Annotated in this window: 21 protein-coding genes and 1 pseudogene; 10 read left to right on the top strand and 12 right to left on the bottom strand. The window is 64.1% G+C overall.

Annotated elements, in window-relative coordinates; translation table 11 throughout:
• The first annotated feature begins 64 nt into the window (after positions 1 to 64).
• The 3 genes from hutX to CFB24_RS18265 are packed head-to-tail and all read left to right on the top strand — an operon-like array spanning position 65 to position 2,616.
• Positions 65 to 622, top strand: a complete 558-nt coding sequence (gene hutX, locus CFB24_RS18275) for a heme utilization cystosolic carrier protein HutX (RefSeq protein ID WP_088522083.1) — start codon at positions 65 to 67, stop codon at positions 620 to 622.
• A complete protein-coding gene (gene hutW / locus CFB24_RS18270; RefSeq protein WP_088522082.1) occupies positions 623 to 1,984 on the top strand; it encodes a heme anaerobic degradation radical SAM methyltransferase ChuW/HutW in 1,362 nt (453 codons plus the stop codon). It begins immediately after the preceding gene.
• Positions 1,981 to 2,616, top strand: a complete 636-nt coding sequence (locus tag CFB24_RS18265; protein ID WP_088522081.1) for an NAD(P)-dependent oxidoreductase — start codon at positions 1,981 to 1,983, stop codon at positions 2,614 to 2,616. Before hutW ends, CFB24_RS18265 begins: the two co-directional genes overlap by 4 nt.
• 54 nt (positions 2,617 to 2,670) lie before the next feature.
• On the opposite strand, the pseudogene CFB24_RS18260 reads toward CFB24_RS18265, so the two are convergent.
• The 3 genes and pseudogenes from CFB24_RS18260 to CFB24_RS18250 form a co-directional block, all read right to left on the bottom strand.
• A pseudogene (locus tag CFB24_RS18260) lies at positions 2,671 to 3,015 on the bottom strand (flavodoxin domain-containing protein); the annotation flags it as partial.
• A 54-nt stretch (positions 3,016 to 3,069) separates the two neighbouring features.
• Positions 3,070 to 4,617 (bottom strand): DHA2 family efflux MFS transporter permease subunit, encoded by a 1,548-nt coding sequence (locus CFB24_RS18255; protein WP_088522079.1) that lies wholly within the window; start codon positions 4,615 to 4,617, stop codon positions 3,070 to 3,072.
• A complete protein-coding gene (locus CFB24_RS18250; RefSeq protein ID WP_158255270.1) occupies positions 4,614 to 5,771 on the bottom strand; it encodes an HlyD family secretion protein in 1,158 nt (385 codons plus the stop codon). The genes CFB24_RS18255 and CFB24_RS18250 overlap by 4 nt, the downstream gene beginning before the upstream one ends.
• 171 nt (positions 5,772 to 5,942) lie before the next feature.
• Here CFB24_RS18250 and CFB24_RS18245 point away from each other — a divergent pair, with 171 nt between their 5' ends.
• Complete coding sequence (locus tag CFB24_RS18245; protein ID WP_158255271.1) at positions 5,943 to 6,611, top strand: TetR/AcrR family transcriptional regulator; 669 nt, start codon at positions 5,943 to 5,945, stop codon at positions 6,609 to 6,611.
• Between the two features lie 48 nt (positions 6,612 to 6,659).
• Here the strand turns inward: CFB24_RS18245 and CFB24_RS18240 are convergent, their stop codons facing one another.
• Positions 6,660 to 7,406 (bottom strand): SDR family oxidoreductase, encoded by a 747-nt coding sequence (locus tag CFB24_RS18240; RefSeq protein ID WP_088522076.1) that lies wholly within the window; start codon positions 7,404 to 7,406, stop codon positions 6,660 to 6,662.
• Positions 7,407 to 7,508: 102 nt separating this feature from the next.
• On the opposite strand from CFB24_RS18240, the gene CFB24_RS18235 reads away from it, so the two are divergent.
• Positions 7,509 to 7,904 carry a winged helix-turn-helix transcriptional regulator gene (locus CFB24_RS18235; protein ID WP_088522075.1) on the top strand — a complete coding sequence of 132 codons (396 nt, stop codon included), beginning with the start codon at positions 7,509 to 7,511 and terminating at the stop codon, positions 7,902 to 7,904.
• 279 nt (positions 7,905 to 8,183) lie between these two features.
• Here CFB24_RS18235 and CFB24_RS18230 read toward each other — a convergent pair whose 3' ends face one another.
• Positions 8,184 to 8,804: a LysE family transporter gene (locus CFB24_RS18230; protein WP_088522074.1), complete on the bottom strand. Its 621-nt coding sequence runs from the start codon at positions 8,802 to 8,804 to the stop codon at positions 8,184 to 8,186.
• Between the two features lie 716 nt (positions 8,805 to 9,520).
• Between CFB24_RS18230 and CFB24_RS22665 the strand changes: the two genes are divergently transcribed.
• The gene (locus tag CFB24_RS22665) at positions 9,521 to 9,724 is read left to right on the top strand and encodes a hypothetical protein (RefSeq protein ID WP_141098499.1); all 204 of its coding nucleotides are present in this window, start codon (positions 9,521 to 9,523) and stop codon (positions 9,722 to 9,724) included.
• Between the two features lie 46 nt (positions 9,725 to 9,770).
• On the opposite strand, the gene CFB24_RS18225 is transcribed toward CFB24_RS22665, so the two are convergent.
• Complete coding sequence (locus CFB24_RS18225; RefSeq protein WP_206605485.1) at positions 9,771 to 10,718, bottom strand: hypothetical protein; 948 nt, start codon at positions 10,716 to 10,718, stop codon at positions 9,771 to 9,773.
• Between the two features lie 116 nt (positions 10,719 to 10,834).
• A complete protein-coding gene (locus tag CFB24_RS23425) occupies positions 10,835 to 11,908 on the bottom strand; it encodes a hypothetical protein (RefSeq protein WP_146610591.1) in 1,074 nt (357 codons plus the stop codon).
• 524 nt (positions 11,909 to 12,432) lie between these two features.
• On the opposite strand from CFB24_RS23425, the gene CFB24_RS18215 reads away from it, so the two are divergent.
• The 3 genes from CFB24_RS18215 to CFB24_RS18205 all read left to right on the top strand — a co-directional run bounded on the left by CFB24_RS18215 (position 12,433) and on the right by CFB24_RS18205 (position 14,240).
• Complete coding sequence (locus tag CFB24_RS18215; RefSeq protein ID WP_088522071.1) at positions 12,433 to 13,272, top strand: hypothetical protein; 840 nt, start codon at positions 12,433 to 12,435, stop codon at positions 13,270 to 13,272.
• A 96-nt stretch (positions 13,273 to 13,368) separates the two neighbouring features.
• A complete protein-coding gene (tnpB, locus tag CFB24_RS18210; RefSeq protein ID WP_206605486.1) occupies positions 13,369 to 13,575 on the top strand; it encodes an IS66 family insertion sequence element accessory protein TnpB in 207 nt (68 codons plus the stop codon).
• A complete protein-coding gene (locus CFB24_RS18205) occupies positions 13,569 to 14,240 on the top strand; it encodes a hypothetical protein (RefSeq protein ID WP_158255272.1) in 672 nt (223 codons plus the stop codon). Before tnpB ends, CFB24_RS18205 begins: the two co-directional genes overlap by 7 nt.
• Before the next feature lie 125 nt (positions 14,241 to 14,365).
• On the opposite strand, the gene CFB24_RS18200 is transcribed toward CFB24_RS18205, so the two are convergent.
• From CFB24_RS18200 to betC, 5 genes are all read right to left on the bottom strand, one after another.
• Entirely contained in the window at positions 14,366 to 15,334 is a 969-nt protein-coding gene (locus CFB24_RS18200; protein ID WP_088522069.1) for a magnesium and cobalt transport protein CorA, read from the bottom strand.
• Positions 15,335 to 15,596: 262 nt separating this feature from the next.
• Positions 15,597 to 16,823, bottom strand: coding sequence for an anaerobic sulfatase maturase (locus CFB24_RS18195; RefSeq protein WP_088522068.1), 1,227 nt, complete (start codon positions 16,821 to 16,823; stop codon positions 15,597 to 15,599).
• A complete protein-coding gene (locus CFB24_RS18190) occupies positions 16,820 to 18,019 on the bottom strand; it encodes an MFS transporter (RefSeq protein WP_088522067.1) in 1,200 nt (399 codons plus the stop codon). The genes CFB24_RS18195 and CFB24_RS18190 overlap by 4 nt, the downstream gene beginning before the upstream one ends.
• A gap of 2 nt (positions 18,020 to 18,021) precedes the next feature.
• Positions 18,022 to 20,361 carry a TonB-dependent receptor gene (locus CFB24_RS18185; protein WP_088522066.1) on the bottom strand — a complete coding sequence of 780 codons (2,340 nt, stop codon included), beginning with the start codon at positions 20,359 to 20,361 and terminating at the stop codon, positions 18,022 to 18,024.
• Positions 20,362 to 20,386: 25 nt separating this feature from the next.
• Positions 20,387 to 21,892 carry a choline-sulfatase gene (betC, locus tag CFB24_RS18180; RefSeq protein ID WP_088522065.1) on the bottom strand — a complete coding sequence of 502 codons (1,506 nt, stop codon included), beginning with the start codon at positions 21,890 to 21,892 and terminating at the stop codon, positions 20,387 to 20,389.
• A gap of 161 nt (positions 21,893 to 22,053) precedes the next feature.
• Here betC and CFB24_RS18175 point away from each other — a divergent pair, with 161 nt between their 5' ends.
• The gene (locus CFB24_RS18175; protein ID WP_088522064.1) at positions 22,054 to 22,992 is read left to right on the top strand and encodes a LysR substrate-binding domain-containing protein; all 939 of its coding nucleotides are present in this window, start codon (positions 22,054 to 22,056) and stop codon (positions 22,990 to 22,992) included.
• The last annotated feature ends 172 nt before the right edge of the window (positions 22,993 to 23,164 follow it).

Below are 23,164 nucleotides of genomic sequence, written 5' to 3'. Positions count from 1 at the left end.
ATTTTCGCTCTCGCCCGCCACCGGTCTGCTTCTCAAGAAAACGCAAGAATGAAGGGGAGTCGTCATGGCGGCTGTTGAAAACGCGAATCCGCGTCCGAATGGACACAAGCGCAGGGAGATCGCCACGCGTCTGATCGAGGATTCCATGCTGGCCGTCGAACAGGTCGCGCGAGAACACGGGATGACCCCGGCCGACGTCCTTCGCCTGCTGCCGGACACGCTGTGCCGGTGGGCGCCGGGGACGGCCTTCGAACAGGCGATGGCCGATGTCAGCGGCTGGGGCGAGGTGCTGTTCCTGTTGCACACCGTCAACGCCATCGTCGAAGTGAAGGCGACGATTCCGCCGGGCCGGTTCGGCCATGGTTTCTTCAACCTCCATGGCCCCGGACCGCTCGGCGGCCATATTTCGGCCAGCCGATGCGCCGACATCGCCTTCGTCCGCCGCCCGTTCATGCGCGCGGAGACGCGCTCGATCCAGTTCTACGACATCGAGGGCGAGGGCATGTTCAAGATTTTTGTCGGACGCGACGCCGAACGCCGCCTCATCCCCGACCAGCTGCGCCGCTTCGACGCCCTCGAAGCGCGGCTGTGCGGCGCCGCCGCCGTTGCGGGGGAGGCGTGAATGATCGCGCCGGAAATGGCGACGAACGACCCGCTGGCGCCGTTCCTTCCCGCGCGCACGGGTCCGGCGCTCACCCACGCCTTCGCGCGGCGCAGCGCGATGATGCCCTGGCGCGGTCTGCGCGCCGTCGCAGACGCGGATCTCGGGGCGCGCGTCGCCCGGCTCGAAGCCACGCCGCGCCCGAAAACCGCGGCCGTGGCCTATGTCCATGTTCCCTTCTGCGTCAGCCGCTGCCTGTTTTGCGGCTTCTACCGCAACAGCTATGACCGCGCGCGGACGCGGCGCTACGCCGATTTGATGGTCGTCGATCTCGACCGCGCGGCGGCGCTGCCCATGGTCGCCGAGGGGCCGCCGCTGTCCGCCGTCTATATCGGCGGCGGCACGCCGACCGCCCTGACCGCGTCCGAGATCGCCCTTCTGGTCGGCGCCTTGAAGACGCGGCTGCCGCTGGCGGCGGATTGCGAGATCACGCTGGAAGGCCGCATGTTCGGCTTCGATGACGCCAAGATCGACGCGGCGCTGGACGCTGGCGTCAACCGCATCTCGCTCGGCGTGCAATCTTTCGACACACGCGTGCGTCGCCGTCTTGGCCGCAAGCTCGACGGCGCGCAGCTTGTCGAAGCCATCTCCGGTCTCGTCGCGCGCGGCCGCGCGGCGGTGGTGATCGACCTCATCTACGGCCTGCCCGGCCAAACGGAGGAGGTGTGGCGCGCGGACATCGAGACCGCGGCGGCGCTGGGGCTCGACGGCCTCGATTATTACGCGCTGGGCGTTCACCCGAACGGGCCGCTGGCGCAGGCGATCGCCGCCGGCAAGACGCTTCCGGTTCCGACGCTCGCCGACCAGGCGCACGCCTACGCCGCCGCGCGCGCCTTCTTCGCCGAACAGGGCTGGACGCGGCTGTCGCAGGCCCATGTGGCGCGCACCCCGCGCGAGCGCAGCCTCTACAACCGGCTGGTGAAGACGGACGCCGCCTGCCTCGCCTTCGGACCGGGCGCGGGCGGCGGTGGCTTCGGGTCGAGCTGGTCGATGGAGACGGATTTGGACGCTTGGGCGCGGGCCGTCGAGACGGGGCGGTCCGCCATCGGCCGCATGGGCGATCTGCCACCCGTTCACGCAGCCGACGCGCTGATCGCGGCGTCGCTGGAGAGCGGCCAACTCGATCTCGTCGCCGTCGAGAGGCGGCGGCCCGGCTTTGTCGACGCCGCGGCGCCGCTGCTCGGCGCCTGGCGCGAGGTCGGCCTGATCGCGCTGGACGGCGGCCTCCTGCGCACGACAATCGCCGGCGATTTCTGGATGACGACGCTGGCGCAGGGCTTGGCGACAGCTTGCGAACACGCGCGGGGGAGGCGCGCCGCATGAAACAAAAACGCATGCTGATCTTCGGCGCCACGGGCCGCACCGGCGCGCATCTCGCTGTTCTCGCGCGAGAGGCGGGCTGGCGAGTGATCGCCGCCGCGCGCGATCCCGCGCGCGTTGCGGCGGCGGATGAAATCGTGTGCTGCGATGTGCTGTCGCGCGAAGCGACCATTGCGGCGGTGACGCAAGTGCGGCCCGGCGTGGTGATGTCGACGCTGGGCGGGCGCGGCGAGTTGACCGTTGAAGATCTGGGCCTGCGCCATGTCGCCGACGCCTGCCTCGCCGCGGAGGTGAGACGCCTGATCGTCGTGACCTCGCTCGGCTGTGGCGGTTCACGCCGCCACGCTTCGCCGCGTCTGCTCGCCGCCATCGGCGACGTGCTCGCGGCGAAGACTCGCGCGGAAGATTACATTATCGCCCAAAACCTCGATTGGACGCTGGTTCGCCCTGGCGGTCTGGTCGAGTCGGAGCCGACCGGGAGCGCCGTGCTGGTTGACGACGAGACCGCGCATGGGTTGATTTCCTGCGCCGATCTCGCCGGCTTGCTGCTGCGCCTGGCCAGCGACGCGGCGAGCGTGCGTCAGGTGTATTCGGCTTACGACCCCGCGCGACCAACGCCGGCGCGCGGGACTTAAGTCACTCAGCGGCGGTCGCCAGCGCGAACGGCTGCGCTTCGATAACTTCTGCGATCAGAGCAATTGATTCAGCCATGCCGTGACTCTTTTCTCGGTCATTCCGGATTGGGTGTCGAGATCGAGGGCGAGGCCGACGAACCAGCCATCGCGTTCGGCCGTAGACTCGATGTCGTCGAAACCCGCGGTGTCGGTGAAGCCGACGACATGGGCGCCCAAAGCCGAAACCTCGTCGTAGAGAATGCCCATCGCGTCGAGGAAAGAGGTGGGATAGTTCTGCTGGTCGTCCGTGCCGAACAAGGCGATCTTCTTGCCCTTGAGATTGGCGCCGCGCAGCTTGCCGATATTGTCTTCCCAATCCGTTTGCAGGGTTCCGTCGCCATAGGTGCGTGAGGAAGCCAAAGGGGGCCAACGCATCGCACGCGACGTGCTCCAAAGCTCCCGTCGCCGGTCGCGCTAATGCCCACCGCTTGGCCGCGGCCCTGCCGGACGCCGCATCAACGGCGCGACGGCGATGACGGAAAGCGACAGGACGGCCACGAACAAAAAGACGTCGGACATGGCCAGCACGGTCGCGTCGCGACGCACGATCAGCGCCAGTTGCTTTGTCGCGGCGCGCGCGGCGTCGGAGCCATGGCTCGCAAAGGCGCCCGTCAGGTTGGCGAGCGTTTCCTCGGCGCGGAAGCGGCCCCAGCGCACCGTCTCGTGCATGCGCTGCAGATGCAGGTCGAGCCGCTTGTTGATCATCGTGTTGATCATCGCGAGCCCGACCGCGCCGCCGAGATTGCGCGTGACGTTGAACAGGCCGGACGCGTTCTTCATTCGCGCGGGCGGCATGGTGCCGAGCGCGAGATTGTTGATCGGCACCATGCACAGCATCAACGAGAAGCCGCGAAAGATTTGCGGGATCAACAGCTCGCCGAAGGCCCAATCCTTGGTGATGAAGGTCGCCAGCCACGCGCCATAGGAAAAGCCCGCAAAGCCGCAGACAATCAGGATGCGCGGGTCAAAGCGCGTCATCAGCCGGCCGACGATCGGCGCCGCGATGAACTGGCACAAGCCGGTGACGAACATGGTCGCGCCGATCTGAAGCGCGGAATCGCCGCGCACGCGCGCAAGATAGACCGGGTAGAGATAGGTCAGGCCGTAAAGGCCGATGCCCATCACGAATGAAGCCAGCGAGCCCGTCCAGAAATTGCGATCCCGGAAACAGGTCAGGTCCACGATCGGATTTTTCGCGGTGAAGGCCCGCCAGAAGAACGCGACGCAGCCGAGCGACGAGCCGACTGCGGCCCACACGATGGCTTCCTCGTCGAACCAGTTCTTCGTCGGCCCCTCTTCAAGCAAATATTCCAGCGCGCCGAGAAACAGCGCCATGGCGGCGAGGCCCGCCCAGTCGAAATTCTCCAGCAATTTCAAGTCGGGCTTGTCAAAATCGACCAGCAGCCAGCTTGCGGACGTGACGCAAATTCCGGGCAGGACGTTGATCAGGAACAGCCAATGCCAGGAAAACAGGTCCGTCAGGTAGCCGCCCGCCGTCGGGCCGATGGTCGGCGCGAGTGTCGCCACAAGCCCGATCAACGGCGCCACCATCGGCATTTTCGAGCGCGGAAAGATCGTGTAGGCGGAGGCGAACACGGTGGGGATCATGCCGCCGCCGACAAACCCTTGCAAAGCGCGATAGACGATCATCTGCTCGATGCTCGTCGCCGTGGCGCAGAGCAGGCTCATCAGGGTGAAGCCGGCGCAGGACAGCGTGAACATGATCCGCGTCGAGAACGCGCGCGACAGGAAGCCCGACAGCGGGATCATCACGACCTCGGCGACCAGATAGCTGGTCTGCACCCAGGCGACCTCCTCGGGGCTGGCGGAAAGCCCGGCCTGAATCTCCGATAGCGAGGCGGAGACGATCTGGATGTCGAGAATCGCCATGAACATGCCGAACACCATGGCCAGGAAGGCCACGAGGCGGCGTGTCGAGTATTCCGGTTCAGCCGCGCTCATTTCGTCTCGGCTTCGCGCGTGTCGACATCGACGATCACCGACATGCCCGAGCGCATCAGCGGCTGAGCTTCGGCCGGCAGCCGGATGCGCACTGGAAAGCGCTGGATGATCTTGGTGAAATTGCCCGTCGCATTCTCCGGCGGCAGCAGCGAGTAATCCGCGCCCGAGGCCGGCGCCAGGCTCTGCACCTCGCCGGCGAAGACGCGGCCGCCATAGGCGTCGACGCGCGCCTCGACCTTCTGGCCGGGTTTCATGTGCGCGAGCTGGGTTTCCTTGAAATTGCCCTCGACATAGAAGCCCGCATCCGGCGCCAGCGCCATCAGCCGCGTTCCCGTCTGCACATATTGCCCCGGCTGCGCCGCGCGATTGCCGACCACGCCATCGAACGGCGCCTTCACCACCGCGAAGGAGAGGTCGCGCTCGGCGCGGGCCTTGGCCGTGACCAGCTCGGCGCGCAGCCGTTCGGCTTCGCCCTGTTGCGCGTGCAACACGGCGAGATTGGCCAGCGCGCCCGCCGCCGCCGCCTCGGCGCCGACAACCGACGCCGCCGCGCGGTCGCGGTCGGCCTCGGCCTGCTCAAGGCGCTGGCGGCTGGCGAAAGCGTTGGCGACCAGGGATTTGGCGCGCGCGAACTCGGACTCGGCGCGGGCGGAGTCGGCCTTGGCCGCCGTCACCTGCGCGCGCGCCTGCGCGATCGCCGCTTGCTGCGCGTCGATCTGCGTCTTCACGCGGGCGATTGTCGCATCTTGCGAGGAAACCTTCTGCGCGGCGGCGACGACGGCGAGATCGTAATCCCCGGCGTCCAGCCGCACGAGAACCTGCCCGGCCTTGACGTGGTCATTGTCGGTCACCAGCACCTGATCGACGTAACCAGGGACTTTCGGCGCCAAGACCGCGAGGTCCGTGCGCACATAGGCGTCGTCAGTCGAAACGATGAAGCGGCCGACCTGATAATATCTCAGTCCGGCATAGCCCGCGCCCAGCGCCGCGAGCAAGGCGGCCCCAATCAGAAGCGACTTGCGCGATGTTTGCTTGTTTTTACGCGTGGTGACGGGCGGCGATTGCGGCGGCCGGGCGCCAGGCGCGGCGCGCTCGAACACCGGCTCGACCGGTTCATCGGTGTTTTCGCGCAACAGGCGCACGGGCTCGTTCATTGTCACGTCGGCAGACCTTGTCCAGCTGATTGCCCTCTGCTTCGCTATATGATTGAACTGAACGGTTCGGTCAATACGCAACGATCGACGCGGCCGGGCTCTTGCGCCACTTCGCGACATTATGGTTTCTAGGCGGCGGAGGCTCTTGGGCGGGAAATGAATGTAAAAACGATGGAGAAGAAAGACGCTTCGACGGACGACGGCGCTGTCGCCCATTCGAAGGTCGCCAAGACCAACGACGCCAAGATGCGTCAAATTCTCGACGGCGCCCGCGCGGTGTTTCTCGCGGACGGCTTCGACGGCGCCTCAATGAACGACATCGCCCGGGTCGCAGGCGTTTCCAAAGGCACGCTTTACGTCTATTTCGATTCCAAGGTCACCCTTTTCCAGGCGCTCATCCGCGATGACCGGCGTCGGCAAGCCGAACAATTGTTCCAGTTCGACCATGACGACGACGACATCGCCGAAGTCCTTTACCGCACGGCGACCAGCATGATGCTGCGCCTGTGCAGCGCCGAGCATGTCGCGCATATGCGCATGGTGATCGGCGCGGCGGCGAAACATCCGGAAATCGGCCGCACCTTTTACGAGGCGGGGCCACAATGCGGCGCCGCAAAGGTCGCCGCCTACATGCAGCGGCAGATGGACGCCGGACGCCTTCGCGCATCCGATCCGCAAACGATGGCGGTTCATTTCCTGCAACTCAGCCAGGGCGGATATGCGAAGGCTGTCTTGTTCTGCGTGGCGGAACCGGGAGACTTGAAGGAAATCGAGCGCTCGGCGCGAGAGGCCGTGGACGCGTTTTTGCACGGCTATGGCGGGGCGGCAGGCAAACAGTGACGTCCGCCGCCGCCGCGACAACAAGGCCGCGAGGGCCTGCGGCCCCGTCTATCCCTTTGGGTTGAGCGCCGCCAGCGTCTCCGCGAAACGACCTTCGCTCTCGGCGAAGCGCAGGAAGCCGACGCGTTTGACCAGTATTTCGGGCGGCGTCGGCTGGGCGCTCAGGATCGAGAGGGTTTCATCCGCAAAATCCGCAAGCGGCATGTAACCCTCGCGGGTCTCCTGGCCGGGCGTCAGTCCCGTCTGCACCGCGGGCGGCGCCAATTCGATCACCTCGACCTTGCCTTTGAGGGCTTCGCGCAGGGACACCGTATAGGAGTGCAGCGCCGCCTTGGTCGCCGAATAGGTTGGCGTCGCCACAAGCGGCACGAAGGCCAGCCCCGAGGTGCAGTTGATGATCGCGGCGTCGGGCTGGTTCACCAGATGGTCGATGAAGGCGTTGGTCAGCCGGATCGGCCCCAGAAGGTTGGTGCGGATGGTGGCTTCGGCGTTGCCGAGATCGCGTCGCCGGTCCAGCGCCTCCATCCGCATGATTCCGGCATTGTTGACGAGCACGTTCAGAGCGGGATTATCGGCGATCACTTGGCGGGCGAAGGCCTCGACCGCCTGGGGATCGTCGGCGTCGAGTTCGAGCGGCACGATCTGATTGCGGCCGGCGGCCGCCGCTTTGAGCGCCTGAAGACGGCGCCCGGCGATCAGCACACGATTGCCCAGATCATGAAGGCGGTGCGCCAACGCTTCGCCAATGCCCGATCCGCCGCCGGTGATGAGGATGGTGTTTCCCTGCATTTTCATAACGGCTCTCCTTTGAACAACTGATAGTATTTTATTCGCCGTTATCGTCGTCTTGAAAGAAGGCACCCAAAAGAATTATACTAACCAAAAAGAGAGCGTCATATGAAACAACCTCCTGTCCCCGTAAAACCCTGGCCGGAGAGCGATCCCGCCGTCGATGCGCTCGTGACGGAGGTGATCGGACGCGTCGCGGACAAGTGGACCATGCTCGTTCTTGAGGTGCTCGCCGATCACAGCGAATTGCGCTTCACCCAGATCAGCCGGCTGGTTCCGGATGTCAGCCAGAAGATGCTGACGCAGACCCTTCGCCAGATGGAGCGCGATGGACTGGTGGTGCGCACGGTCTTCCCGGTCGTCCCGCCCCGCGTCGAGTACCGGCTGACCGATCTGGGCCTCAGCCTCGGCGCGGCCTTTTGCGGCGTGTGGCGGTGGGCGGAAGAAAATTTGCGCCGTATCGAGGCGGCCCGCGCTGAATTTGACGCGCGGCAAAAGCGGTAGCTCTCGGCCGCGCGGCGGAGGCTCGGAGAAGTCCCGGCCCCACCTGTGGCCGTAAATACCCGATGAGCGATCAGATGGTGGTCGGCGTCATCCGGGTCTGGTCCCGTCTCCTCGCTGCCGAACGATTGAACCTGCGCGAGGGCGCCGGCGCGGGCGGTTTGACCCGCACCCTTGACCGCGGTTCATAGGAGTGGATTGACGGTCGCTGGGCCAGCGCGGGCGGTTGCGCTGCGGCCGGAGGGATACAAACCTCTTGCGGGCGGGGCGCCACGTTGACCGTCATCTTTTTGCCAGGAGAACGCCAAACCCCACCAGCACGACCCCGCAAGCAGCATCGATTGCGCGACGCAGCCGCCGATATCCGCCCTGCACGCCCTTGTTGGTGAAAGCCACGGCCAGTCCCACATGCCATCCCAGCGACAGGGCGGCGATCATCAAAGCAGTGGCGGCAAACATCCACGTCGGCGCATTCGACGGAAACGTCGTCGCGAATGCGCTGGTCCAGAACACCCCGGATTTGGGATTGGTCAGGCTGGTCAGAACGCCCTTACGGAAGGCGCGCATCGGCTCCAATGCGGCGGCGTCATAAGCAATCTGCGCTTTGGGGCGGGCGGCGGCGTGCAGCATCTTCGCGCCGAGCCAGATCAGATAGGCCGCCCCGGTGATCCGCAGCGCCAGGTGGAGCCACTCCGCACTGGCAAGCACGGCCGCAACCCCCGCCATTGCAAGCAACACCCATATGATCGACCCGAGGGATATTCCGCAGGCGGCCGCGAGCGCCGCCTGCCTTTGGCCGCTGAGCGACAATTGGCCAATCACGAAAAAATTCGGGCCGGGACTGGCGACCGCGATCAGGTAGAGTCCTGCAATCATCAGCAAGCTCGATACGTAGGCGGTCATATCCCCATTCCAGTTCTATCTTATCCCACCGGACCTGGTCGGACGAAGTCGACCCGCGCCATGCCGCGACCGTTCTCACCGATTCTTCCCAGTCGGGACGCGCTGGCCGCGACCGATGGCGGAGCGTCGGCGAGATAGTCTCCGGGCGCCGAAATCGCTTTCCCGCGCGGGGCCAAAGCGCATGACGATCTCGGTGTGAGGTCGCTCGGGAAGCCGCCATGTTGGATGGCGGCAAGGAAGGACCGCAGCAACATGAGATCGCGCATTATATTTAACCCATCGGGTATATTGATCATATTTGATCAGTTAATATCGTTTGTCTATATCCGACCCCGGCCCCAGGCTTCCAATCGGGAATTCTAAGCCGTTTAAGCGACATTCATGACCACGCAAGATCGCGATGGCTCATCGTTTTGATCAAAATTTCCTATCGATTAAGCTGAATTTCACCCCCGGCAAGGCTCAAGATCAGAGTTCTGGAGGCGAAGATCATGACCGCATCAATTAAGTCATTAAGATCGCTCTATGACTTTCACGGGATCGCCTCGCCCCGTCTTCCCGACGCGGTGACCATCGCCCCGGAGATTTCGAGTCTGGAGGATGATCCTGGTGATCGTCGGACGCGAGCGATCGAGCGCGTTTGACAGTTTGGCGTTCTCGCCCGCGGTATTGCTGATCCGGAATTCCGCTCGTCAAAATAGGAGGTTACAAAGCACATGAGTCCGACGCGACAGCGCCGTGCTCATGTTTATTCGGTGATCAGCAATGCGATCCAGTCCCGGCGACGTCGCCAGTTGAATCGAGCCGCAATCATGCGGCGCTTTGACTGTTTGGCCGGCGATTTCCAAGTTTTTGGCGGTATCAAATCCATCTGCCGCTTTCATCACGGCATGGCCGGTGCGTTGGAAACCGCTCCTTGAGATCGGCGTCCGCGCCGGCGTGCGGCTGACGCACGCAAGCCCTGCCTCAAGCGCCGGGGCCTCCGGCGCCGTTCTGCGCCTTCCTCCATGACGGCGCCCTGGAAGGCCGTGGCAGAGGCGGGATCTCGAAACGCGGCAATTCTCGCATGCTGAAAAACACCAGAAGGAGCACCGGCGGGAAGTTGAAAAGCAACATTCGAAACGGTGACTCATCCGAGACGCCTTCCAGCGTCAAGGCCAAGCCGCCTACCAGGAGGACGAGCGAAAACAACAGAGGGATCGTGCGCCGAAACACCACGGCCCAACGCGCCCAGCGGAACCTTTCGTGAAATCGACGCGGTGGTTCCGCAAGCGTCCGGGCCAGATGCGCCACGGCGGCCTTCGAGGCGGCTTCGATGCGGCGGCTGCGGCCGGGTTCACGGCTTGGCGCGCGCACGGAGGCGCGCCACATAGTCCCGCGCCGGCGCAGCACCCGCCAGTCCCAGCCCAGCGCCGCGAGAAGGTCGTCCGGCAGGTCCAGCAGATGTTCGGCCTGAGGCGTCAGTTCGATCTCGGCCGGATAGCCCCGTCCAGTGTCCGCGTTCAGGGCGAAAGTGAGACCGTCGAGGCGGGCTTCGGCCGCCGTGAGCGCCATGTGCGGCGCAGCGCCTTCGGAGCCGGCGGCCGGGGTCAAGCGATAGCTTTGGGCGATGGGTATGGCGCCGACCCATTGGAACAGACGCTGCAGGGGAACGCTGCCGAGGCGGTCCAGCAGGGCGCCGAGGTCCTCGCCCTCCGTCGTCAGTTTCGCCGCCGCGCCGCATCGGAGGGTCAGTGTGCGCGTCAGCCGATAGGTTTCGGCTTGAAGGTTTTCAAGTTCAAGGCGCTCGCAGGCTCCGTCATAGGCTGGCGTGTCGCTGTCATGCGAGATTGGCTTGAACGTAAGGCGCCGTTCGATGCGCTGGCTCGCCTGCAAGTCGACGTGGTGGCCTCGCCGGATGAACGGCTCGATCAAGCGCATGATTTCATGATGGGTCAGCGGTTGCAGAGCCGTCCGCCGGCCATTCCGCAGGCGGCGCGCGACGGGCGCTTGCGTCCCTGATGCTGGTTCGTCCAATGCGTCGTCGGATGTCAAGCGATTGTCTCCCGCTTGCTTTCTAAGCTGAAATCTGGACGACTCTTGGGCCGGGAGCAAGAGCTTGCTGATTTTTGATTTGATCCAAGCCGCCTCGGCCCCGCTGCGCGAGAGGTTTTCACCGGATCCAATCTTGACCACGTGCGCAAGGGTGAGATTTTGCGCACATGGGCGGGCCGCGCCTCGGGCGCGCGCTCCCTATCCGTGTCCGATGCGCGTTCCCCCTCCTGCACGTATTCTGTCGCCGAGGGTTCGTCCTGCATTGTGAAGCTTGTCCTCCAGGCTTCTGGCGGCGCTGACCGCCTTACGGACGCGAAAGGGTAGTCGATGCCGCTCTCCTCCCCCGCCGCTCCGTCGCCTCGCCTGGTTGGCGGTGGACCGGCTGAGGGCTGTTGATTTCCACTGATTACGGTGTCGGACGCCGTCCGTATTCTGCTGACTCGCGCGGCGAATGAGGGCGCTCTGCGGTGCTGAAAACCCAAGCGAATGATGTCGGGATTCTGCTCCGCGCGAACGACGAGCGATTGTTTGATCAGCAGGCTCGCGCGCGCCAGCAGCGCGTCCTCCGAAACGTCTACTACGGGCGCAGCGCTCTCATCCGGCCGCCTGCCTGTTTCGTTGGCGACTTCGCCTTGCGGTCCGCTATTCAATTGCCGCGTCGCCGCCGCGCCAGCGTCTCGCGCGCGCGCCCCAAGGAATTGGTCGATCAGATTCTTCTCGAGCAATTTCGATCGATCGACCACCTTGTCGAAGCCGACATCCCGAATCGCCGCTCGCAAGACGCCGTCGCTTTGCGCGACCATCACCAGGGATTGCATCAAGCGCGATGTTTGCTGGGTTTGGTCGCCGCCCTGTTTTTCCGGGACGACCATGAGTTCCGCGGACGCCCGGTATGGCCAGGAGTAATTGGTTAGAAGCAGATACAGGATCGCGGTCATCGGGCCGAAAACGGCGCCGGTCAGCAGACGCCGTTTGCGAAGAACCTGGATGGCGCTTTTTAGGGCCTCACGGGGACCGTCGTCATGCGGTGATTCCGGCGACCGTTTTGAATAATTACGAACAGTCTGCACCCGAGCGCTCCTTAATAAAAGTCAAGCTTTAAAGCGACGTTTCGGCTTGCGGTTCGTTTCTAAACCGAAGATCCAATCGATAGTACGATGGATAAAGCGGCGCAGCCGCGCTTTTGCTATTAGCAAAACCAAATATATGATTGCATTAGTATTCAATATTTTTCGTACCATAACCTTTTATATGTGAATTCCGTTGATTTACCAGGGCCAAAGACAATTAAGTTACGATATTTGCGCCTGCGCGATTGCGGCAATTCGCAACTATAGGCGCATAACTATGAGTTATGTTGATTTTGTGATGGGATTAAAACACAAAATAGTCAAAGATAAACATTTGTTCACAATATTTTGAATTGCGGCAGCGTCAATTCACGCAAATGCTGCAGTGCACAGAGCGGTTATGGCCTCACTGTTTTGGCGCCTGAAAGACGGCGCCAAAACGCACCACCTTCAATCATGACCTGATGTGATGGAGCGCGCCCAAGGCCTTTCCGGTCCACGGCCGTCAGACATGGAGCAGGAGTTTGTCGTCCTCAGCCGTTTTCCTGCAGTCGGAATCCGACGAGGGGCCGTCGAGCCAATGGCCGGCGATTGCGCTGCTGGCGGCGGCCATGGGCTTCAACGCCGCCCTCGCCATCATCAACGGGCACGCGGCGCCGATGAGCCAATTCCAGGTCGTCGCGGCTGAAGCGGCGATCTTCGCGTGGACGATCTTCGTGATCATCAGGCGCTTTCCCGAGGCGGGGCCCAACATCCGCCTGGCGACGCCCTATCTCGCCGGATTCATCCTCCTGTTCGTGTGGGTCACACTTACGAACGGGATGTCGTCGCCCAAACCGCTGCGGGATTTTCTCGTCGTTCTTCTGTTCTTCATGCTGGGGGCGCTTTGCACGTGGCGGTCGTTGATGGGCGCGTTCCGGACCCTCACGCTGATGATCATCGCAGTTTCATGTGTGAAAGGGTGGTTCCCTGATCTCTACGTGAACATTTTTCAGCCTGCGAGCTACTACGTCAACACGCGCGACGCCATCCAGAACGCTTACGATCAATCCGGATTGTTCCAGAACGCATTCGCCTACTCCGGGCGGTTTTCCTTTGCGCTTTTCGATGATCGCCGCCTGTCCTCAATCTTCCTCGAACAGGTGTCCCTTGCGAACTACGCCATGGTGCTCGCCATTTTCGCGATCACGTTCTGGCCGCGGCTCAGCCGCTTCGACAAGCCGCTCTACCTGGCTTCGATCGCATTTCTGATCGCGGGGAACAGCAGCCGCACGGGAACCGCTCTCTGTTTGGCGATGCTGCTCGGTCACCCTGGCGCTCCGTCGTCAGCGATCGGGGCGGCCTTGAAGGCTTTGCGGTCATGATCCCGATTCCCTCGGGATGCCGCGTCTGGATCGCGATGGGCCACACCGACGTGCGCCGAGGCATGCAGGGCTTGGCGCTTCAGGTTCAGGAGCAAGTTGAAGCGCGATCCCCATGCCGGCGACCTGTACGTCTTCAGGGGGCGTAGAGGCGATCTGGCGAAAATCCTTTGGCATGATGGCGTCGGCCTATCTCTGTACGCGAAGAGATTGGACCGGGGGAAGTTCGTCTGGCCCTCCGCGAAAGACGGCGTCGTTTCCATCTCGGCCTCACAGATGGCCTGCATGCACGATTATCCATGTTGATGCCCCTGGGAGCGAGGCTGACAGATTCTGAGGTCGAGGCTGTCGATCGTATGCTTTCGCAATCGCCGCACGCCTTCAAGAACCGCCGCGGTATGCCTCACCGCGGCGATTCCTACGTTTGGGCGAGGATCGCGCTGGAATGCAAGGCTGGATATTTCGCCGAGGCGATGGTGGATTATCGCGTGCATGGCGGAAGCATGATGTCGACGTTGAGCCGGGAAAATCTTGCGCGCATCATCGAGGACGACATTGCCGTGCCCTGGCGGGTCAAGGCCATGGCTGAAGAACGGAAGGTCGCCGAGATCGTGGATTACAGCAACAAAGCCATTGCGGGCGCCTATGCTTACTTGATGTCGTCGCGCCACGCCTGCCGGGGAAGCCGCTATGTTCTGACTGTGGAGGCGTTTGAGGCGTCCGTGTCAAAATGGACGGCGGATCCGGCCGTGCGTTCGCGGATCAGAAGTGAGACCGCCACGCAACTCTACTGGCGTGGCGTGTTAGATGTGTGCCGAGGCCAATTCCATCGCGCTCGTCACGCCTTCCGCGCGTCGTTCCTGCTGTGCGCCAGATTGCGCGTTTTCCCCCCGGCGAGACTCCTGACGAAGTTCGGAAAACGCGTGGGCGTGGTTCTCGCGGACATGAACGCGCGGCTTCACGCCGGATAGAGCCATGGAGCAGCCGCCGAAAGGCGTTGGATCGCCGCATTGTCGATAAAATGCCGCGTGTAGGCTTGGGTTTCCCGACGAAGGCGCCCGCCCACCAGATCAATTAAGAATAAAAACATCCGCTGTCAGAGCCATTTGGCGCGCTTGAATCTGACGTAGAGACCGACGCATGCCGCCGTGATCACTCCGATGACGACGAAATAGCCATATTCCGTTTTCAATTCGGGCATGTTCTGGAAGTTCATGCCGTAGATGCCGGCGATCGCCGTGGGCACAGCAAGGATCGCGGCCCATGCCGCGAGCTGGCGGGTGATCGCGCCAGTGCGCTGTTGTTCGAGCAAATTGCTGAATTCGAATACCGAGGTCAGCACCTCGCGCAAATCGTCGACCATCGTCTGCACCCGACGCACATGGTCGAGAACATCGTTGAAATAGGGACGCGTTTCGCCATCAATGCAAGGCAGGTCGGTTCGAACGAACTTGCTGGCGACCTCGCCCATGGGAGCGAGCACACGCTGGAATCGGATGAGTTCACGGCGGAGCGTGAAGATGCGGGTGATCTCCTCCCGGCCGAGAAACGTGTCGATGGTGCGCTGTTCCATCGACAGGACCTCCTCCTCGATCGTCTCGACCATTGGCAGATAGCCGTCGACGATGAAATCAAGGATCGCATGGAGGACATAGTCGACGCCGTGGATCAGTCTTGTGGGGGCCGCTTCGAGCATCTGGCGCAGTCCGCGGTGCGATCGCGCCGATCCGCTTCGAACGCTTATGATGTGGCTGTGGCCGACGAACATCGCGGTTTCGCCATAGGCGATCACTTCGTTCTCCAGGTGCGCCGTCGTGGCGACGACGAACAATTGGTCGCCATAAATGTCGACCTTGGGCAGTTGGTTCGCCTTCAGCGCGTCCTCAACCGCCAGCGGATGTAGATCGTAGGTATGCTGGAGCTTGCGCAACTCCTCCTCGGACGGATCGGCGAGGCCGATCCAGACGAACTCCGTCTTGTCCTGCGCGCAATCGGCCTTCTCATCGATGGAAATCTCGCGAACGCGCTGGCCGTTGCGATACAGATAAGCGGCGACAATCGTCATGAACCAACCTTACGAGCGAAGGCGCAGCGTCATCGGAGCGCCGCGCTAAAACCTCAGATGGTTCTGCCAGCGCTTCAAGCGTCACGTTATAGGTGGCGCGCGCGATCCTGTCGACGGCTCTGGGTCGCGACTGTGAGTTCATCTTGTTATCGATAGTAAGAATGCCTCCCGACACGACGCCACTATGCGCGCCGGCGGGGAGGTCTGGCGCGAGAGCTGCGGTCATTGCGAGGGTTTCCGGGCATCGGGGCGTGTCTGAGTTTCACGCGATGAGGGAGGCGCGGCCGGCGCCGTGGCAGCGCTTGAATTTCCGGCCGCTGCCGCAGGGACACGGCGCATTGACGCCGATCTTGGCGCTCGTCGCCGGCAGCATCGCCGCGAGGTGGCGCATGGGGCTCTCGACATGGCGGAAAAACGCCCGGTAACCCTCGCATAAATAGTTTAGATCAGCCCCGCCTTGCGGCGACGTCACGAACCGGTTCTTGGGACACTCGCCTTGACAGGCGAAGCGCACGTCGCAGGCCAGGCACTGCGCCGGCAGGCCGTCGCGCTTGTCCTGGCCGAACCGCGCCAAATCTCCGCTGGCGGCGAGATCGGCCAAAGGCGTTTCGAGCAGATTGCCGAGCCGATGCCGCGCGTCGACAAAATGATCGCACATGAAGACGTCGCCGCCGTGCTCCAGCACGAGGGCCTGGCCGCAGGTCGGGGCGAAGGCGCAGACCGGCGAGGGCGCGCCAAGCTGGGCCGCCAGCGCGGCCTCGAAGATCTGCACGGAGACGCGGCCGACGTCGCGCCGCAGCCATTCGTCGAAGATCGCGATCAGGAAACGGCCCCAGGCGATCGGCGCGACCGACCGGCGGGCGACCTCGCCGGTTTCCGTCCGCTCCACCACGGGGATGAACTGAAGGAAGCGCGCGCCGGCCTCGTCGCGGAGAAACCGGTAGACCTCCAGCGGCCACGCCTCGTTGCCGGCATGAATGGCCGCCAAAATGTTGAATTCCACGCCATGCTCCGCCATCCGTTCGATGGCGCGGAGAACCTTGGCGAATGTCCCGTGCCCGGCCTTGTCGCGGCGATAAAGGTCGTGGCGATCCGCCGGTCCGTCGAGGCTGATCCCGACCAGAAAGTTTTCACGGCGCAGAAACGCGCACCAAGCGTCGTCGAGCAGAATCCCGTTGGTCTGCAGGCTGTTGCGCACGATCTGGCGGGGCCTGCGAAACCTCTGCTGCAAGGCGACGGCGCGACGATAGAAATCCAGCCCCGCGAGCGTCGGTTCGCCCCCCTGCCACAGGAACACGGCCTCGGACCCGGATTGCGCCAGATGTTGACGGACGTAGGCCTCCAGCACCTCGTCGGACATCCGGAACGAACTGCCGGGATAGAGCTGCGCCTTGCCAAGAAAGAAGCAATAGTCGCAGGCGAGATTGCAGGCCGCGCCGGTCGGCTTGGCCATGAGATGAACGGCGGTTCGCGCGGAAGGCCTGCTCATGAGCCGCTCCGCAGCGCCATGGTTGCGCGATCGAGCGGAATGCTGACACAAAGGAAAACCGCCGCCGCGGATGCGCAGCAGATCAGGCCAAACCAGCCGATCGCGGCATAATTCCCGGCGTCGCCGGCCGCGCCGGCCAGCACCGATCCAGCCGCCTGGGACAGCAGCCAGCTGGCGGTGCACAGGGTGGGCAGGCGGCCGACAGGATCGAGCGCGCAAGCGGCGCCGATCAGGGCCGGATAGGCGAGAAACCAAAGCGCGTAATTGGCGACGAAAGCGATCGCGAAGGCCGGCCCATCCGGGGGAGCGGCCTGAACAAAGCAGGCGACGCCGCTGGCGAGCAGAAACACGAGCGTCGGAACCGTGCGGCCGAAGCGCGCGCCAAGCAGGCCGCCGCCGACGCAGGCGGCGAAGCCCAGCACATTGCTGACGCTGGTCAGGAAACCGAATCCGGCGCGGTCGATGCCGGCCGCCAAGCCGATCCGCTCGGTAAAAGGCCAGATCGCCAGCGAGCCGAGGGTGAACAGCGCCGTCGCCGCGAGCATCGGCGCGACATGCCGCAGTTTCGGCCAGGGCCGGTGGGCTTTCGTCTCCGGCGCAGGCTTGCGCTCCGGGGCGCCGGACGGCTGCAGCAGCATGAACGGGATCAGCGCCAACACGAAGGCGCCCAGCGCCAGGAACATGCCGGGCCGTCCGCCGATCTCGCCCGCTTTCGGCAGGACGAATCCCATCGCCGCGAACAGAGCCGTCTGGATCGCCATGGCGAAGGAAATGGCTTTGTCCGGATTCGGGCTGCGCGCGGCGAACACGTTGACCGCGGTGTTGAGCAGGCCGAAACCGGTTCCGGTCGCCACGCGCAACAGAACCAGCAGGACATAGCTGTCGAGCACGGCCGACAGGATCTGCCCGGCCGCGGCGAGAAGCGCCGCGCCAAAAGCCAGCGCCGGGAGCGAAAGCCGCCCGGCTCGGGGGGCCAGGATAAACATCGAGACCGCATAGGCGAGCATTTCCGTCATGCTCCACACGCCCATGCGCGTGGCGGAAAAATGCAGCTCCTCGATGAGGCCGCCGACCACGAACGGACCCAGCGAATTCATGCTGTGCGCCGCTGAATCGACCGCGCCGACCGCGAGCCAGTCGCGCGGCCGCAGCCGGCCGGGCGCCGGGAGCGGAGAGGTGGGCGGGGCTTCGGTCACGATCAGAATTTCTGCGTCAGTTCAAGTCCGACGAAGCGGCGCTCGCCCGGATATTGCGTGATGCTGCGGTTGAAGAACATCCCGAACGCATTGGTGTTGTAGGCCCGGTCGGTGACGTTATGCACCCAGGCGGCGATCTCGGTCTTCTCATCCGGGCTATGCCAGGCGATGCGGATATTGCCGAGCAGCAGGTCGCCTTGCGAGAAGGAATTGCGGATCAGCACTTGCGCCGCGGGCGTCGCCAGGAACGGCGCCGGCGTCACATTGGTGGCGTCGGACCAGGCCTGGAACCGATAACGGCTGGTGTAGCGCCAGTCGGTGCTCAGGTCGAACGAGCCGAACGAAACGGGGATGTGATAGGTCACGCCGAGGTTCGCCGACACTTTTGGCGCGCGTTCGAACGGTTGGCCGCTGAGGTCGATCGGATTGCCCAGGTTGACCGGATAGGGCGCGCTGGCGTTGGTGAATTTCACATAATGCGCGTTCTGGTAAGTCACGCCAAAGTTCACGGTCACGTCTTCGAGCGGCCGGACCTTGCCTTCGAGTTCGAAACCGTCCGAGACGGCGCTGGCGGCGTTGGTCGTGGTGGTTCCCGTGTTCTGCAGGATCGTCACCTGCATGTTCTGATAATCGTAGTGGAAGCCGCTGAGATTGAGCTGCAGGCGGCCGTCCCACAGCAGGGTTTTGACGCCGGCCTCGTAGTCGGTGAGGATTTCCGGTTCGTAGAGCGCGAAATCGGAGGCCGTCGCGACATAGGTGTTGTAATTGCCGGAGCGGAAGCCGCGGGCGAAGCGCGCATAGACGGAGTCGTCGGGGGTGAGCTTGTATTTGAGCGTCACATCCTCGCTGTCGTGAATCCCGCTGGTCGACAGCGCCGGACCGGTGATCGGCAGGCCGGTCGCCGGGTCGACGTACAGGCCGGCGCCGGTGTTGATATAGGTGAGGTTGCGCGCGCTCGTGTCGAGCGGCGCGGCGCTGTCGGTGACGTAGGACCAGGCTTCGCCGCTGGCGCTGCGCCGCTCGTGGGTGAGGCGGCCGCCGACGGTCAGGGTCAGCTTGTCGGTCAGGTCGGCGGACAGCGAGGAAAACGCCGCGATATCCCGCGTTGAGATGTTGAAATTATACGCGTTGCCGTCCAGCCCAAAATTCAGCGGGCTGTAGAGCGGCTGCTGGCTGTTGGAATTGGTCTGGTTGTCGAGATAGTACAGACCGCCGATGAAGCGGACCGGGTCAGCCTCGGGTGAAGCGAGGCGGAGTTCGTTGCTGACGACGTTGGAGCGACCGGCGATCCGCTCCTCGTAATTCAGCGGCGCGGGCGACGCGTCATCGTCGGAGAAAATGCTGAACTTGCTGGATTCGTAGGCGAAGATGTTGGTCAGCGTCCAATCGTTGGGGAAATGATAGCGCGTGTTGAGCGACACGCCGGCGCGGCGATTGAACGAGTCGCCGCTTCCGTTATTGGCGAGCACATTGCTCCCGGGCGCCTGCGCATAGCCTTGGGCGTCAAGGCCGCCCGCGAGCAGGCCGACATGGCGCAACGGCACGTCGGTCTTGTTGTCGCCGGCATGCAGTTTCAGCAGCATGGTCAGGTCGTCGGTGGCGAAGAACTGGAGTTGCCCGCGTGCGTCCCAATAACGTTGTCCGCCGACGGTCCTGTTGCGGTAGAGGTCGTTAAACTGGCCGTCGTGGCCCTGACTGGTGAAGGAGAAGCGTCCCAGCAGCTTGTCCTGGATCAGCGGGCCGCTGATCGCGGCCTCCTCGCCCCTGCGGCCGTAATCGCCGATGGTGGTGCGGGAATAGCCTTCAAAATCCGCCGTCGGGCGCTTGGTGTAATAGTTGATCGTTCCCGCTGTGGTGTTCTTGCCTTGCAGCGTGCCCTGCGGCCCGCGCAAAACCTCGACATCGTTGAGGTCGTAAATCGGCACGCCCTGGGCGGAGCCGGCGTCGAGAAACACGTCGTCCTCGGAAACGCCCACCGCCGGAATCATATTGGCGGAAAAGTCGTTGGTGCCGATGCCGCGAATGCGGTAACGCGGATTGGTCGCGCCGGAGGTGGTTTCGGCCTGCAGGCCGGGGATGGCCTGGGCCAGCGTCAGCGAATCATGCACGGCGGTCGTCTCAAGCGCCGCGCCGGAGACCGCCGTCAGCGAGATCGGAGCCTCCTGCGCTTTTTCCTCCTTCTTCTCGGCGTGGATGACGACATCCGCGACGGTGGCTTCCGTTGCGGGCGTCGCGACCGGGGACGGCGGCGGCGTGACCTTGTCTTCGGCGAAGGCGGCCGAGACCGGCAAGGCGAGCGGCAGCAGCGCCGCGAGCGCGCGGCGGGAATGGGTCTTGGTCATTTCGATCCTGTCGGGCTGGGGCTTGTCAGCGGGAGGCGCGGCGGCTTGGCAGGCGGCAGTCCGCCTCCAGCCGTTCGATCGGCTTGTGGGTTCGAATGTAGGCGGAAGCGGCGTCGCCGGGCGGCTGGTAATCCCAGGCGGTCACGCGTCCGCGCCGCAGCGCGTCGGCGACCAGCGTCCGCCGGCTCTGACTCGCCAGCACGTCGGCGGCGATTTTTTCCAGCGGCCATCGTCGCTCGGCCTCCGCGCGAAATTCTTCGGCCTCCCGCGCGGATGCGGCGAGGTTTTGAAGTTCGTCAGGGTCGGCGTCGAGATCGTAAAGCTGGTCGGGATCGCCCGGCGCATGGATGAATTTCCAGCGTCCGCGCCGGATCATCACCATCGGCGCCACCACGCCTTCGGCGCAATATTCGCCAAAAACCTCATCATGTCCGCCGGCGCCCCGGAGGTGCGGCAGCAAGCTGCGCCCGTCGACGGCTTCGGGCGGAGCCGCGCCGGCGAGATCGCACAAAGTCGGCAGCAGATCGACCAGCGACACCGCCTGCGCGACGACGCGCGGCTGGAAACGGCCGGGGGCGTGGACGATCAGCGGAACCCGGCAGGCGCCCTCGAAGAACGACATTTTGTACCACAGGCCGCGCTCGCCAAGCATTTCGCCGTGATCGCTGAGGAAAATTGTGATGGTGTCCTCGGCGAGGCCGCATTGGTCGAGGCTGTCGAGCAGCAGGCCGATCTGGTCGTCGACGAAGGAAACGGCGCCGTAATAGGCGTGACGGGCGGCGCGGATTTGGTCCTCGCTCACCGGTTCGGCGTCGATGCCGCAGACAGTTCGCAGCCGCGCGCTGTGCGGGTCTGGATCAGACGGGCGCGGCACGCGCGGCAGGTCGATTTCGGATTCGGCATAGCGATCCCAATAATCCCGTCCGATGTTGAAGGGATCATGCGGATGGGTGAGCGACACGACCATGGCGAACGGCCTGTCCCTGCCGAAGCGAGCGAGATCGAACAGCTTTCGCCGCGCGGTAAAAACCACCTCCTCGTCGAAGTCGATCTGGTTGCTGCGCGCGCAGGGGCCGGCGTGACGCACGGAATCCATCGAGTGATACCAGTCGGGCCGGTGGTTCGGCCGGGTCCAGTCGGGGGTCCAGGTGAAATCGGCCGGGTAGATGTCGGTGGTCAGCCGCTCTTCAAAGCCGTGCAACTGGTCGGGACCGACAAAGTGCATCTTGCCGGACAGGATGGTGCGATAGCCGGCGCGGCGCAGATGATGGCCGATGGTCGGAAGCTCGGCGCGCAGTTCGCAGGCGTTGTCATAGGCGCCGATTCCCGCCGGCAGGCGCCCGGTCAGCAAGGACGCGCGGGAAGGGCCGCACAGCGGGCTGTTGGCGTAGGCGCGGTCGAACCGGACGCCTTGCGCCGCCAGCCGGTCGATGTTGGGCGCGCGGACGACCCTGTTGCCATAAGCGGGCAGGGCGCCAGGGGTGAACTGGTCGGCGACGACGATCAGCAGATTGGGGCGGGCGGACGGCATAAAACGGGCTTCCCGGTTGGACGCGCCACGCAGAACAGCCTGTTTCAACAGGGGTGGCGTCGTGGGGGGCGGCGGGTTAGATAACAATTGCTATCAAATTAATATACTAATAAGAAATCTGTGAAGACGCTTTTCCCTTATGGCCCCCATGAGCCGCGCTAATGCCAGACGCCTCCTCCCGACTTCTGCTCAGCGCGCTCGCCAGTTTCGAAGCGGCGGGGCGGCGCGGCAGTTTCAGCGCCGCCGCCGCCGAGCTGCGGCTGACCCAATCGGCGGTCAGTCAGCAGATGCAGGGGCTGGAAGCGGAGCTCGGCGTCGCCCTGTTCCGCCGCCTGCATCGCGGCGTGGCGCTGACGCAGGCGGGTCAGACGCTGTTCGAGGCGGCGGCGACGGCGCTGCGCCTGATCGATGGCGCCGCCTCCGCCATCAGGCGCGATCCCGTGCGCAAAAGGCTGGTCGTGTTCACCGATTTCGCTTTCGCGGCGCTGTGGCTGATGCCGAGGCTCGCCGCGCTGGAGGTCCAGCTTCCCGGCGTCGAGGTGCGCATCCTTACGGCGCAGAGCGTGGTCGATCTGCGCGGCGAGGAAGCGGATGTGGCCATTTTGTTCGGCGACGGCCGCGGGCGGTTTTTTCCGCCCGGCTGGGAAACCAGCCTGTTGTTTGGCGAGGAGGTGACGCCGATCGGCAGTCCGGCGCTTCTGAAGGACGCTAAGCCGCCGCTGGCCCCGAATCAGATTGCGCAGATGCGGCGGCTGCACCTCCAAGGCGGCGACGACCGCTGGTTCACTTGGGCGGACTGGATGAAGGCGCACGGCGTGGTGGAAAATCCCGGCGCGCTCCCCCAGCCGCAGGATCTGAGTTTCGGCAATTATCCGCTGATCCTGCAGGCGGTCATGCAGGGCCAGGGCGTCGCGCTGGGCTGGAGCCCGCTGGTGGATGACGGGCTTGGCGCGGGTTGGATCGTGCGTCTGACCGAGCAGAAACTGACCAGCGATCGCGGCTATGTCATCGCGGTTCCGGCGCAACGCAACCCGGTCGGGCGCCAGTTCCGAGACTGGGTGTTTGCGGAACGTGACCGGGGACAGCCGGCGATCACGTGACGCTGCGAGGGCTGGCCGTCGCTCCGGCGGCCGTCGCGTTTCAACGTCTCGAAGGTCGCGTCCTTGGAACGAACATCGCGTTGCATTTTCAGGATCAACGCTTCGGCCAATGGGACCAGGCGTCAGGCATTAAGCCAGAGCTGAAGCCAGCCGACGCCCTTTGCCGACGCCG

It is taken from the genome of Rhodoblastus acidophilus (genome assembly GCF_900187365.1).
Taxonomy (GTDB): domain Bacteria; phylum Pseudomonadota; class Alphaproteobacteria; order Rhizobiales; family Beijerinckiaceae; genus Rhodoblastus; species Rhodoblastus acidophilus.
The sequence above is the reverse complement of the archived record's forward strand: the minus strand, read 5'-3'. Positions and strand labels throughout refer to the sequence as shown.